The sequence below is a fragment of the Chryseobacterium glaciei genome (genome assembly GCF_001648155.1).
In the GTDB taxonomy this organism is placed as follows: Bacteria; Bacteroidota; Bacteroidia; order Flavobacteriales; family Weeksellaceae; genus Chryseobacterium; species Chryseobacterium glaciei.
Window position 1 is genome coordinate 4,087,089 of the sequence record NZ_CP015199.1, and the last position, 13,300, is coordinate 4,100,388.

The 13,300-nt window shown below is 34.9% G+C and carries 12 protein-coding genes; 2 read left to right on the forward strand and 10 right to left on the reverse strand.

From position 1 onward, the window contains the following. Nucleotides 1-18 precede the first annotated feature (18 nt). From A0O34_RS18405 to A0O34_RS18450, 10 genes are all read right to left on the reverse strand, one after another. On the reverse strand, nucleotides 19-471 hold the full coding sequence (locus A0O34_RS18405) for a hypothetical protein (protein ID WP_066757990.1): 453 nt from the start codon (nucleotides 469-471) through the stop codon (nucleotides 19-21). Nucleotides 472-494: 23 nt separating this feature from the next. Continuing rightward, nucleotides 495-1,679, reverse strand: a complete 1,185-nt coding sequence (locus A0O34_RS18410) for a hypothetical protein (protein WP_066757992.1) — start codon at nucleotides 1,677-1,679, stop codon at nucleotides 495-497. Between the two features lie 79 nt (nucleotides 1,680-1,758). Beyond that, nucleotides 1,759-2,592, reverse strand: a complete 834-nt coding sequence (locus A0O34_RS18415) for a type 1 glutamine amidotransferase (RefSeq protein WP_066757995.1) — start codon at nucleotides 2,590-2,592, stop codon at nucleotides 1,759-1,761. Between the two features lie 35 nt (nucleotides 2,593-2,627). Further along, nucleotides 2,628-3,746 carry a carboxylate-amine ligase gene (locus A0O34_RS18420; RefSeq protein ID WP_066757997.1) on the reverse strand — a complete coding sequence of 373 codons (1,119 nt, stop codon included), beginning with the start codon at nucleotides 3,744-3,746 and terminating at the stop codon, nucleotides 2,628-2,630. Nucleotides 3,747-3,775: 29 nt separating this feature from the next. After that, complete coding sequence (locus tag A0O34_RS18425; RefSeq protein ID WP_066758000.1) at nucleotides 3,776-4,729, reverse strand: ATP-grasp domain-containing protein; 954 nt, start codon at nucleotides 4,727-4,729, stop codon at nucleotides 3,776-3,778. Nucleotides 4,730-4,777: 48 nt separating this feature from the next. Next, nucleotides 4,778-5,491, reverse strand: coding sequence for an alpha/beta hydrolase-fold protein (locus A0O34_RS18430; protein ID WP_066758001.1), 714 nt, complete (start codon nucleotides 5,489-5,491; stop codon nucleotides 4,778-4,780). Nucleotides 5,492-5,539: 48 nt separating this feature from the next. After that, nucleotides 5,540-5,818, reverse strand: coding sequence for a hypothetical protein (locus A0O34_RS18435; protein WP_066758003.1), 279 nt, complete (start codon nucleotides 5,816-5,818; stop codon nucleotides 5,540-5,542). Between the two features lie 7 nt (nucleotides 5,819-5,825). Continuing rightward, entirely contained in the window at nucleotides 5,826-7,037 is a 1,212-nt protein-coding gene (locus A0O34_RS18440; protein ID WP_066758006.1) for an ATP-grasp domain-containing protein, read from the reverse strand. A gap of 141 nt (nucleotides 7,038-7,178) precedes the next feature. Beyond that, nucleotides 7,179-8,594, reverse strand: a complete 1,416-nt coding sequence (locus tag A0O34_RS18445) for a leucyl aminopeptidase family protein (RefSeq protein ID WP_066758013.1) — start codon at nucleotides 8,592-8,594, stop codon at nucleotides 7,179-7,181. A gap of 5 nt (nucleotides 8,595-8,599) precedes the next feature. Further along, a complete protein-coding gene (locus A0O34_RS18450; RefSeq protein WP_066759826.1) occupies nucleotides 8,600-9,721 on the reverse strand; it encodes an alpha/beta hydrolase in 1,122 nt (373 codons plus the stop codon). Nucleotides 9,722-9,933: 212 nt separating this feature from the next. On the opposite strand from A0O34_RS18450, the gene glgB reads away from it, so the two are divergent. Further along, complete coding sequence (glgB, locus tag A0O34_RS18455; protein WP_066758015.1) at nucleotides 9,934-11,883, forward strand: 1,4-alpha-glucan branching protein GlgB; 1,950 nt, start codon at nucleotides 9,934-9,936, stop codon at nucleotides 11,881-11,883. A gap of 10 nt (nucleotides 11,884-11,893) precedes the next feature. After that, a complete protein-coding gene (locus A0O34_RS18460; RefSeq protein ID WP_066758021.1) occupies nucleotides 11,894-13,300 on the forward strand; it encodes a glycogen synthase in 1,407 nt (468 codons plus the stop codon).

A 13,300-nucleotide genomic window follows, 5' to 3' on the forward strand; every position in this document is an offset into this window, starting at 1 on the left:
AATTTTGGAGGTTTTGTATTATATTCTTATCCAGTTTTTTTCTATTTTCTGTAATTTTAAAAAGTATGGAATCAGAACAGCAAGTTCAAATCTGAGCATAAAATGTTTTGTAAAGAAAGGTAAAACGATCATTACAATTCCGCAAATAATGAATCCTAAAATAGCATCAATTTTTGCAACTTTAATGCCCCAGTCTTCTTCAAACCAAAGTCCGTAAGAGGCAATTCCTTTAAAAACAAATAAAAAGCTTATAAGAATACCTGTTAAACTATAAGGCTCAGTAGTTTCTAATCCATAAAGTGACAACTCTGTATTTTTCATAAAAAATCCAAAAGCGAGGATGAATGCACCCACTACTCCTGTAAAAAAGAATAACCAAATGAAAATTTTAATCCAGACTGGTAATAAACTTCTTCGTCGTACAAAATTACTTTTTACATCAAACTCTTCAAAAGCTGATTGTTCTTCCATTGTATATTAGTTTTTATAAAATATTATTCTTCTACAAAAAACGCATTAGAACTGCCAATCCAAATCGCATCTTTCTTATTAAAGTCAACATTCACCATGGCGGCTTTTGTCATTCTTCCAAGATTTTCAAGTAGGATAGGGCGTTCGTCATTTTCTCTCCAAATATACAATAATCTGATTTCTGCTTTTGAAAATTCTCCGTTGATATCTTCAAAAAGAGGAGCATAAGTTACTTTTCTCTGTAAAATATAATTTTCTTTATCCTCGATGGCATCTGTGATTTCTTTTGTCGGATCTAAATTAACTCCACTTCCTGCAAACGAAAATAAAGGTTTTAAAACAAAGTTTTCAAGATTTTCATTTTCCGGAAACTCGTGTAAGAAATAGCTTTTCGGTACAAACTGATGTTTCAGCATTGGAAGAAGAAACTTTGAAATTTTGAAAAACCAATTAGGATGCGTAACCCAAGTTACATCTACATCTTCACGGAAATCAAATTCAGTTTTAAGATCAGGAATTCTGTCTAATTCGTCGAAAATTACTCGGTTATAAATTCTTTTGATCTCAACTAATTTTCCTTCATTTTCATAGAATAGTTTTCTTCCTTCTTTCTTTAGTTTGGTTAAACAAACGGTTTTTATTCCTAATAATTTCTCGGTCAGAACAAAATCGATTAATGTTTTTTGTTTTTCAGGGAAAATTTCAAGAAGGATTACGTTTTCAGGATTTTCATTGCCTACAATTAGATCTTTTACATAATTTCTAAATTCTTCATGAGGCATTTTGTTTTTGAGTTCATTTAAAAAAGGATAAACTTCACAAAATGTATCTTCAAAAATCTTTTGAAAAGCATACAGCGATGGAAACGCTTGGAGCTCTATTAATTGAGGTTCTATTTCTCCATTTTCACTTTTACAGATTCCAAAATCTATGGTAAAAAAATGAGGTTGATTGGTGTCATTCGGAACTTTACAGTTTTCAGGAATCGCTTTTTGTAATGTTTCAGGCGATAAAGCTTTGATCTGATCAATAATACTTTCGCTTGCGTCAATAAGCTTGTCTTTAAATTTATTCGAAAGAAACATAGGACTTTCGGAAATTCTGAAAGAAGTCTCAACACCACTTTTCTGTTTTAGAATCTCTTTAAACTGTTCATATTTTTCCTGAGAAAATTCCTGATTAAATTGTTTTCTGTATTTTGAGACCATATTCTTTTTCTTTGTGATTTTAAAAAATCGAGCAATATTGCTCGATTTCTGTATTGATAGTTTAATTTTAATGTATGCTTTAAGCCATTGCTTCAGCTCCCTTCAAAACGTTTTTTTTTGCAAATTGCAAAAATCTCGGTAGAATTTGAGCCTGTGTAAGAACGATTTTGTCTTCATCATCCATTCTGTCCACAGTTTCAAGATATTTTTCCATTCCGTAATTTTCGATCATAGCTTCTTTATTCTTTTCATCTTTCAGGTTTTCAACCATACCTTCAGGATTAGCTTCAGGGTGGAATTGAGTTCCAAAGATCTCTTCTGAAAAACGAACCGCCATAATAGCTCTCTCAAGATTAATATGCGGACGGAATTTCTCAATCGCAACGATTTTCATTCCTAATTCCTCAAAACGCTCGTGATTTGGCTCAATGAACTGAAACGCTCTAGAATCCACAGCATAGAACGGATCTGGAAGATTTTTAAATAAAAATTCCTGTTCACCTTCATCAGTTTTATGAATCGGCATTACTCCGAAAGAATAAGATTTTCTTTTGCAGATATTACCCAATTCCCAATGAATACTCGCTAATTGGAATGAATGACAAATCAGAAACATATACTTTTTATCATCATTATATTTATTATGATTATAAACGGTATCCAGAAATTCTGCAAATTTATCTTCCCATTCAAGTCCTTCTCTGTGCGGATCTCCGGGACCTCCTGATGAAATGAAAATATCAAAATCTTCAATATTTGGCATTTCATTTTTATGTCTTACATCAAAAGTTTTGATGATAACATTTTCTTCAGATTTTTTTTTGAATGCTTCCGAAATCTCTCGTATATTTTTAAAGCCTTGATTTACCTGATTGTTATTCATGTCCAGCAAAGCGATTCTAATATCCTTCATACTACTTCATATTTTTTACAAAGTTACCAAAAATATTATGAAGCGGATTGACCATGTGTTATGCCATATTCTGTTTCTGAGATCATATAATCCACAACTTTCGTAAGATCGCCTGTTTCTTCATAGACTTTAAGCTGTCTGTCTGCACCTGTTCCGTTTTCAAGAATTGTCCATGCGTATTCAACTTCTTTTCTGCATCCTAATTCGTCCACAACATCATCAATGAACTCAAGCAATTCTTTTAATAAATCAGGATAAGGAACAGATTCTTCTTTACCAAAATCAATTAAATGTGAATGTATTCCGTCTCTGGAAGCTCTCCATTTATTTTCATTTAATAATAATCTTCTATAACTTCTGAAGCTTAAATTTTGCTGATGCAATTTGTAAATTTTAGCCACTAAACTTTGCATAATAGCAGCAAGACAAACCGTTTCTTCAATTCTTAAAGGCATATCGCAGATTCTGAATTCAATCGTAGGGTAGAACGGATGAACGCGTAGATCCCACCAGATTTTCTTAGCATTATCAATTGTTCCTGTTTTAACCAAAAGATCAACATAGCTGTCAAATTCTGCCAGAGAATTGAAATAACTCGGAATTCCTGTTCTTGGAAATTTAACGAAAATTTCCTGTCTGTAAGACCTGAACCCTGTATTTCTACCAATCCAAAACGGTGAATTAACAGACAGTGCATAAACGTGAGGCAAGAAATAACGCATTACATTTTGAATTCTCACGCCTTCTTCACGATTTGGAATTCCGATATGAACATGAAGCCCGAAAATAAGATTTCCGCGGGCAACATCTCCCATATCGTCTACAATTTTGTTGTAGCGTTCGCCATCCGTGATGGTGTTGTGTTCCCAATTGGAAAAAGGGTGAGTTCCCCCTCCTGAAACACGAAGTCCCTGTTCGTGAGCGGTATTAATAAGGTGTCTTCTTAAATTTGTAAGCTCAGCCTGTGCTTCCTGAATGTTCTGGCAGATACCCGTTTCCATTTCAATCATGGATTCGTGCATTTCGTGCTTTAAGTTTTCACTTAAAACAGCTTTTCCGCCTTCAATAATTTTCGAAACATGAGAAACCAAATCACGGCTCTCAACATCTATAATTTGGTATTCTTCTTCGATACCAATCGTAAATTGATGCATTCTTTTTCGGTGTTTTTTATTTTAATGTCTTATTTTACTGAGTCTTTTACAAAAGTTCCCCAAGAGATATTTGGTTTCCCTGGAACGTATTCTTTTGCTTTTTCAATCGCTAATTTAGCAGAGTTTTCTACGATCCACGCGAAGTTTTCTTCACCGACAGAATTTCTGTCTGCATCCGGAGCCGGGTTACAGAAGTCGATTGCGTAAGGGATTCCATCTCTGATGGCAAATTCTACCGTATTGAAATCATATCCTAAAGCTTCATTCATTTTAATCGTATAATCATGAATAACCTTTAATAATTTTTTTAATTCTTCACCTTCTGTCTGATGCGTTGTTGCGTATCTCAAATGGTGCGGATTTCTCGGTTCGTAAGGCATAATATGAACATATTTCTTGCCTAAACAATATACTCTGTAATAATCTTCGAAGACGATCTCTTCCTGAACCATCATTACCAACTGCTCGGTTTCTCCTAATTTATTCCAAAGATCTTTAGGGCTTTCTACTCTGTAAACGCTTTTCCAGCCACCGCCGTCATGAGGTTTCATGTAAGCAGGGAAGCCAACATAATCGAAAATATACTCCCAATCGTGAGGGAATTTCAGGTTTCTGAAAGATGTTTCTGTAGTATCTGTAGGTCTTTCATGCGAAGGAAGCAACACTGTTTTCGGAAGAGGAATTCCCAGTTTAGACATCAATGCATTATTGAAAAACTTCTCGTCTGCACTCCACCAAAAAGGGTTGTTGATAACGTAAGTTCCGTTCAATGCTGCATTTTTAAGATAAGCTCTGTAGAAGGGAACGTCCTGCGAAATTCTGTCTATAATTACTGCATATCCGTAATCTGCGCCTTGCTCTAATTTGTCAATGCTCACTGCTTCTGCAATAATTTCTCCACCTCCTAATTCATTTACCTTGTCTATAAATGCCCAAGGAAATGTATCTTCCATCCCGAATAGAATTCCAACTTTTTTTGCCATAATTGTTGTTTTTTTAATGTTTTATATTAATAATTTGAATTTAAAAATTTAAGAGAAAAACCTTCCTATAAATGTTGGGAAAACCAATCGCCAAAGCGGCCAGTCGTGGTTGATCCATTTTCTTTCGTCATACCAGAAATCAATTCCTTTTGCACTTAAAATGTCTGCCATTTCTAAGTTTTTATCCTTGCAGATATCCTGATCCGAGGTGCTTAAAACAATGTGCATGTGTTTGTATTTCCAAGCTTCATCATTTTTAACAAACTCTCTCGGGCAATTAAAATATACCAGTTCATCAGAATATCCGTCCATAAAGTTGCGGATACTGAATGCTCCCGAAAGGCAGAATAAATGCGAAACCACATCAGGAAACCTGAATGCAAAATTGGCAGCATGATATCCTCCAAAGCTCGCTCCTGCAACCGCTACCCGGTGCGTATTATGAAGTTTTTGGATGTAAGGCACGAATTCCTGAATCAGAAACTGTACATACAATTCGTAATTTTTAATCCTTTGTTGTGGAGATATTTTTTCGTCATAGAAACTCCAGCCATCGATGGTCTGAATGTTATAAAGTTTTACTTTTCCCTGTTCAACAAACCAATTGATGCTTCCATTAAGGTGAAAATCATGGTTTTGGGTATATTGCCCCTGCGAAGTCGGAAACATGATGATGGGATGACCATAATGTCCGGTAACCTCTACTTTAAGGCTTGTTCCTAATATATTTGAATAGTAATCAGTATGTTCTATCTGCAGCATTCTTTTTCTTGTTTGGGTTTTAATATTTTATTTAATTAATATCTGAAATTATATGAATTTCACAAATTCTATTCCGCCAAGTCGTTCATCTTGTAGAATATCAAGAACAATTGTTCCTAATTTTGGATGGTTAAAAACAATATTTTCTTTAAATTGCCATTCTGCATCGGTTTTGTTAGCATTTTTTGAATCTACATATCTGTAATATGCTTTACTTTCCCAATTTCCGTTTTTAGCATTTTCCAACGTGTCTTTTAAACTTGATTTTTCTGGAATATTTAATTTTATAAGATCAATAACTTCTTGAATATTAATGTCTCTATTCATAAATTGTTTATGAGCTTGGTTTGCTTTTTGGAGGAAGAATATTCAGTAATTCTGCATGTATTTTTTCTGCAGCGCGATCCAGTCTTTCCTGTACGATGGTGGCATCGTTTGATTTGTAAACAATACCAACGTGGTAATCTATAGGTAAGAATTTTACAACTTCTTCACACTCGAATTCATTATAATCAGGCTCTCTATCTTTAATTAATGCAATAATTAATCCTGAATAATATCCTGTAGGTTTTGAAACCTCATATTTTTTACCTTTCAGAAGAGCATCTTCAATTTTCGCCCATTCTCTCCAGATATTGATATTGCTTGAAGCTTCGACCAAATCAGGAATATGTGCGCCTCCAACTCTTGATGAAGTCTCAAGGAAATAGTATTTTCCATCATCTTTACTTCGGATAAATTCTGTGTGAGTGGCACCATAAATTAACCCAAAACTGGACAAAACTTTTGCATTAACATCATCCAAAGCTTTAAATTCATCAGAATATCTTCCTAACGTTTTTGTTCTGAAAACCCCTCCTTCGTGAGAAACCTCCATCGGCGGAGCAAGATATTTTGAAGCAGAAGTGAAAACGATGTCTTTATTAAAAGTTAAACTGTCAACATGATAAACATCTCCGGGTTTGAAACTTTCTAATAAAAATAAGTGACGCTCTTCTCCAAGTTCGTTTAAAGCTTCCCAAAGTTGTTCTCTATTTGTTATTTTTTTAATTCCTGATGCGGAAGCTTCCGAACGGGGTTTCAAAACCCACGGCCCCGGAACTTTGTCAACGAAACGATTAACCTCATCGTTATTAAAAACTGACGTAAACTCTGGCACATTGATTCCTGAATCTTTCGCCTTTTGTCTCATCGCCAATTTATCTCTGAAATAGCGATGTGTGGTCTGTCCCATTCCCGGAATACGGAACGTTTCCCTAATAAGTGCAGCCTTTTCAACATCATAATCGTCCAAAGCGATCACGGCGTCTACTTTTCTGGTCTGCATTAAGTGTGAAAATCCCTGAACAAGATGATCAAGATTCCAGACAGACGGCTTCAGTTCGGGCATATAAAATACCTCGTCAATGGCTTCCCACGGCCAGTTTTTTTCCTTAAGATTTTCGGATGTCACTAAGATTATTTTATTACCGAGCTTTTTCATTTCTTCCATGAAATCATAGCCCTTGTAATAGCACGAAATACATACTATTGTTTTCTCCTCCATATAATGTTTTTTTAATTTTGATGAATATTCAAAAAAGAAAGCGATTTTTTATTGATTAATTAATGCTAAAAACCGTCTATCAGTATGTATTTGAAAATTCTTATATCAATTATACAGAGAATTTTTGTAATAAACTAATTTTTAGTGATAATTTTCGATTAAATCGGCCAATAATTGCACTCCAAAGCCTGTTGCAGCTTTTTCTTTGGCATATCCAACGTTTCCAAAGGCAACTCCGGCAATATCTAAATGTGCCCATTTTGGATGGTTTTCGATGAACTGTTCCAGGAATTTAGCAGCAATAATACAATCTCCTATTGGCTTCATAGAAATGTTCTTCATATCTGCTACATCAGACTGTATATCGTCTTTCCAAATGTCCCATAAAGGCAGATTCCATAGTCTTTGATTGGTTTTATCGCCTGTTTTTATCAAAAGATTTTTTAATTCTTCATTATTTGAAAACATGGCTCCACAAGTATCACCGAACATTCTTACGGAACTTCCCGTTAATGTTGCAAGGTCGATCATAAGATCGGTTTTGTAGTTTTTGGCCATGTAAGAAAGCCCGTCTGCAAGGATCATTCTTCCTTCTGCATCGGTGTTCAGAACTTCAATTGTTTTTCCGTTATAAGCTGTAATTACATCACTTGGTAAAAATGCGTTTTCAGAAATTGCGTTATCTGTGATCGGTAAAATTGCTACGATATTTACAGGAAGTTCCATTTCTGCGGCATAAATTAGAGTTCCTAAAACCGCCGTTGCGCCGCCCATATCAGACTTCATATAATGCATATTGTCGGGGTTTTTCAGGGAAATTCCTCCTGTGTCAAACAATACACATTTTCCTACCAAACCAATTGTTTTAGCATTTTTTGCTGTCGTTTTATATTCTAAAATTGTAAAAGCAGCATCATAAGCACTCCCTTGATTCACAGAAAGGTAAGCTCCTAAACCAAGTTCCTCACATTTTTTTCTATTGAAAACTGTGTATTTTAACTCATGTTTTTTAGCTAAATTTTTAAGATATAAATTAAAAATATCAGGATTTTTTAGATTGGCCGGCTTGTTCAGCCAATCCTGACAGGCAACTTGTCCGTTACACAAAGCCTCAGCTTTTGCACTGATTGAATCTAATTTTTTCTGACTTGCATTTTCAAAATGAATTTCAAATTTTGTATTCCAGAAAGGATGGCTTTTTTCAAAAGGGTAGTTGTAAGTTCCTATTAACAGACCTTTTGCGAATTCTTCAAATTGTTTTTCATTAAGAAAATCCGCCAAAACCAACGTGGGAACTGCTTGTAAATTCTTTTTTTGAGTTTGAGAAAATTTATTGGCAACCTGCTGAATTTCGAAATTCTGAAGACTCGATTTTCCAAGGCCGATAAAGTAAGTAATGCCTTCTTCGTGGGCATTTACAAAGATTTCGTTCTTCTTTCCTGTGAAAAAAGCTGAAATATTTTTGTTGAAATTTTTTCCAATTTTTGTCCATTCTTCTTCTGTGAATAATTGGAAAACCTGAGTATATGTTCTGTTTTTTTTATTAATTAGTTTCATAAATGTTAATTTTTAATGCTTTTTTGTTGAGGTTTCACTTCTACAGGATTTTCCCTATTGTCGTAGAACAGCCATTCGATAGCTCTTGGGAATTCCTGTGACCAGTAAAATTCGTTGTGCGTTCCTTCGGGATTAATGTTCGTTCTGAATTCAAAATCAAACAGATTTTTTTTCTCCCATCTTTTTAAATATTCTTCAAAAACATAGATTCTTTTCACCATTTTTGAACCTTCCTGAGCGCCACCATACAAATAAATTTTTGTTTTAAAAGGTGTCCTAAAGTTCATCATCGGGAAATTATTATTAGGTTCAACCCAAAGTGATGGAGAGAAAATTAATAATTTAGAGTAGACTTCTGGATAGAGAAAACCACTATAAATACTGATTAAAGCACCAAGTGAACTTCCTCCGATTCCGGTATTGTCTCTGTCTTTTTTGGTACGGTAATTTTCGTCAACGTAAGGTTTTAAAGTATCAGCGATAAAACGGATGTATTTTTTACCCTCAGAACCGTTGGCTACATTATCATTATCGAAAATATACTCTTTAATTCTTTCCTCGCTTCCGTGTTCTATGGCGATCACGATCATATCTCCACGGCCATATTCTGCAAGAATTGAGAGCTTTTTATCAATTTCCCAGTTTCCATATCCGCTTCCTTCATTGAATAGATTTTGGGCATCCTGAAGATATAAAACAGGGTAGCTTTTCTTAGAAGTATAATAATCATAAGGCAGTAAAGCCCAAACCTTACGATAACGCTCAAGTTGCGGAATGTAAAATTTTTCCGAAATAATTTCCACAATTGGAAAAAACTCTTTTTTGAATGGCCCCCAATTCAGTCTCCATTTTTCAATAATATCGGATGTTTTTCCTACTGACTTATTAATTTTCCGGTTGGGAGTAATGCTTCCGTATTTGTCGAGTTCTACGTTTTCCCATCCGCCTTTTGTGAATTTGTATTCAACAACGGAAGGCAGAATCTGATCATCAATTTCAATGGAATACCTGTGCGGATCTTGTTGTGTAAGTTGGTAGCTATAATCTTTAGGATTCCATTTATTGAAATTTCCTGTGATGTAAATAGGTCTATCGTCACTCTCTTCGGTATAAAGTTCAAACTTCATCATGTGTGTAATAAATATTAACCGATAAATTTATAAAAAATCTTTTTATTGCAATCTTTTAAATTAATAAATAATACGATTTAAAAATTTATATATTTGGTACACAAGGGTGTGAAAAAGATTAACATAATAATTATTTCAACAATAATTAACGGTGTTTGTTGATATTTTTCGTAGTTTCAAGAAATATATAAAAATTAATCAAAGTATTGATGAATTCTGTTAAAACGTATACGCTTTTCACTGAACATGATGTTTATCTCTTTAAAGAAGGTAAGCATTATAAGCTATACGATAAGTTTGGTGCACATTCTGTAGAGAAAGACGGGATTCAAGGGGTTTATTTTTCGGTTTGGGCTCCAAATGCGAAAAAAGTTTCAGTGATAGGTAACTTTAATAATTGGAACGACAAAGATCATATTTTGTTTCCAAGATGGGACGAATCAGGAATTTGGGAAGGTTTTATTGCCGGATTAACCTGGGGAACACTATATAAATACGCTATTGAAACTCCCCGCGGAGAAATTTTAGAAAAAAGTGATCCCTATGCTTTGAGCTGGGAACAAAATATTCAGGCTGCATCATTAGTTTCCACGACTTGGTATGAATGGAAGGATAAAGAATGGCTCAAAAATCGTTGGAAAAAAAATAGTTTAAATGCTCCGATCTCCGTGTACGAGATGCATTTGGCTTCTTGGCTAAGAGAAGGTGATGATCCTAAAAGATTTTTAAACTACAGGGAAATTGCCAAAAAGCTAGTTCCTTACATCAAAGAAATGGGTTTTACGCATGTAGAATTCATGCCTGTGATGGAATATCCTTACGATCCGAGTTGGGGCTACCAAATTACTGGATTTTATGCGGCTACCTCACGTTTTGGATCTCCGCAGGATCTCATGTTTTTAATTAATGAATTACATAATAATGATATTGGTGTTATTTTAGACTGGGTTCCGTCTCATTTTCCGGGTGATGCCAATGGTTTATACCGATTTGACGGTTCTTATTTATATGAACATGAAGATCCGAGAAAAGGTTTTCATCCTGATTGGAAATCCTATATTTTCAATTATGGAAGAAATGAAGTTAAATCTTTTTTAATTTCAAATGCCATGTTCTGGCTGGAACGTTATCATGCTGATGGATTGCGTGTGGATGCGGTAACTTCGATGCTTCATCTCGATTATTCCAGAAATGAAGGCGAATGGGAACCTAATATTTATGGCGAAAATGTAAACCTAGAAGCGAAAGCTTTTCTGCAGGAATTCAACACTGCTGTTTATAAAGAATTTGGCGATAATATTATCACCATTGCAGAAGAAAGTTCGGATTTTCCGATGCTTACAAAGCCTGTTCATGACGGCGGAGTTGGTTTTGGAATGAAATGGATGATGGGTTGGATGCACGATACATTGGATTATTTTAAAGTAGAGCATGCTGACCGAAAATTCAGTCATCATAAACTGACTTTTGCTTCAATGTACATGTACAACGAAAATTATATGATGCCTTTGTCTCACGATGAAGTAGTACACGGAAAAGCGAGTTTGATCTATAAAATGGTAGGCGACGAATGGCAAAAATTTGCAAATCTTCGCGTGCTGTACGTATATATGTTTACGCATCCCGGAGCGAAGCTTTTATTTATGGGTGATGAATTCGGGCAGACCAGCGAATGGAATTTCACCCAAAGTTTAGATTGGCATTTATTAGAACACCCTATTCATAAAGGTTTGCAGACTTTAGTTAAAGATTTAAATCATATATACAGATACGAAACTGCTTTTTACGAAAATCAGTTTGATAAAAGTGGTTTTGAATGGGTAGAAGCCGATGATCTTGAAAATTCGGTTATTACGTATTTAAGGAAAGGAAAAAAGAAGGATGACGTTTTTATGGTTGTTTTAAATCTTACTCCTAAAGTTTTAGATTATAAAATAGGCATCAATGCAGGAACACATTGGGAGGTTGTTTTCAATTCAGATGATGAAAGATATAATGGAAGTGGTGTAAAACCAGAAATCATTAAAGAACAGTCTGAACCATGGATGAACCGTCCTAATTCAATAATTTTAAAACTTCCTCCTCTTGCAGGAGTTGTTTTAAAAATGAAAAAAGATAAAAAGTATAAATTACACAGAATTAAATTACACAAACGATAAAAAGGTAAAAATGATTATTTATCATCTTAGTACGGAATGTTATCCGGTGGCAAAAGTAGGAGGTTTGGCAGATGTTGTAGGAGCATTGCCGAAATATCAAAACAAAATAAACGATGTAGACGCTAAGGTAGTTATGCCTTGGTACAACAAAGCTTTTGTTTATGATCATGAGTTTGACATAGTTTTTGATGGCTTCATTCATCAGGGACCAGATATGCTTCAGGTTCAGGTGTTCAAAGAGAAAACCGATGTTTTGGGATTCGAATTATACATGGTGAGAATTCCTGGACTTTTAGACAGAGATAATCCTTATGGTTATCAGGACGAAAGTTATCAGTTTTTGGCTTTTCAGCACGGTGTTTTGCATTGGTTGAGCGCGATGAAGATTCGTCCCGATGTCTTGCATTGTCATGATTATCATACAGGTTTGGTTCCTTTTATGATCGAACATTGTCCGGATTTTGAATTTTTAAAAGGCGTAAAAACCATCGGAACTATTCATAACGGCGAATATCAGGGAATGATGAGTTGGAATATGGCTAATTATATGCCTGCTTTCGACAGCTATAAATGGGGATTAATGGATTGGAATGGCTACATGAATCCGTTAGCGAGTATGATTAAATGTTCAAGCGCTTTTACAACTGTTTCGGCAGGGTATTTGGAAGAACTTTTCGTCAGTTTCAGAGGTCTTGAGAGTCTTGTTCGTGAAGAATTCGGAAAAGCATACGGAATTATCAACGGGATTGATACAGAAGTCTGGGATCCGGAAACCGATCCGATGTTGGATTTTAATTTTAATGTTAAAAATGCCATCCAGCAGAAAAAGAAAAATAAAGAGAAGCTTTGTAAAGAATATGGTTTGAAACCTGAACTTCCTTTGTTTGCTTTTATCGGAAGATTCGCAACAGAAAAAGGTGCTGACTTGCTTCCTGACGTGGTCTGGAAAAGTATTAAACAAAGTTATGGTGCTTTAAATATCATGGTTTTAGGCTCAGGAAACTCATATATTGAAAATAAACTGAAAGAATACGACTATACTTATTCCAATTTTGCGTTGGATCTTGGGTATAAAGAACATCTTTCGCATCAAATATATGCTTCGGCAGACTTTTTATTGATGCCATCAAGAGTGGAACCATGCGGATTGAATCAAATGTATTCCATGAGATACGGAACAATTCCTGTCGTAAGGTATATTGGAGGGTTAAAAGATACAGTTGAAGACATCTCAACAGGCGGAGCGGGAATCAATTTTGCCTACCCCGGGGTTGATGATATTGTCCACGCGATGAATAGAGGGTTAAGTATTTACAATGAAAAAGACGTTATGGAGAATCTTATTCACGCAAATATGAATTTTGACTTTGCATGGGAGAAATCTGCAGAAAAATACATAGCTTTATATACTAACTAA

Coding starts and splice junctions, on each gene's coding strand:
- A0O34_RS18430 (WP_066758001.1), bottom strand. CDS start 5,491: ATGCTGCAGATAGAACATACTGATTACTATTCAAATATATTAGGAACA.
- A0O34_RS18410 (WP_066757992.1), bottom strand. CDS start 1,679: ATGGTCTCAAAATACAGAAAACAATTTAATCAGGAATTTTCTCAGGAA.
- A0O34_RS18445 (WP_066758013.1), bottom strand. CDS start 8,594: ATGAAACTAATTAATAAAAAAAACAGAACATATACTCAGGTTTTCCAA.
- A0O34_RS18440 (WP_066758006.1), bottom strand. CDS start 7,037: ATGGAGGAGAAAACAATAGTATGTATTTCGTGCTATTACAAGGGCTAT.
- A0O34_RS18460 (WP_066758021.1), top strand. CDS start 11,894: ATGATTATTTATCATCTTAGTACGGAATGTTATCCGGTGGCAAAAGTA.
- A0O34_RS18450 (WP_066759826.1), bottom strand. CDS start 9,721: ATGAAGTTTGAACTTTATACCGAAGAGAGTGACGATAGACCTATTTAC.
- A0O34_RS18425 (WP_066758000.1), bottom strand. CDS start 4,729: ATGGCAAAAAAAGTTGGAATTCTATTCGGGATGGAAGATACATTTCCT.
- A0O34_RS18420 (WP_066757997.1), bottom strand. CDS start 3,746: ATGCATCAATTTACGATTGGTATCGAAGAAGAATACCAAATTATAGAT.
- A0O34_RS18435 (WP_066758003.1), bottom strand. CDS start 5,818: ATGAATAGAGACATTAATATTCAAGAAGTTATTGATCTTATAAAATTA.
- glgB (WP_066758015.1), top strand. CDS start 9,934: ATGAATTCTGTTAAAACGTATACGCTTTTCACTGAACATGATGTTTAT.
- A0O34_RS18405 (WP_066757990.1), bottom strand. CDS start 471: ATGGAAGAACAATCAGCTTTTGAAGAGTTTGATGTAAAAAGTAATTTT.
- A0O34_RS18415 (WP_066757995.1), bottom strand. CDS start 2,592: ATGAAGGATATTAGAATCGCTTTGCTGGACATGAATAACAATCAGGTA.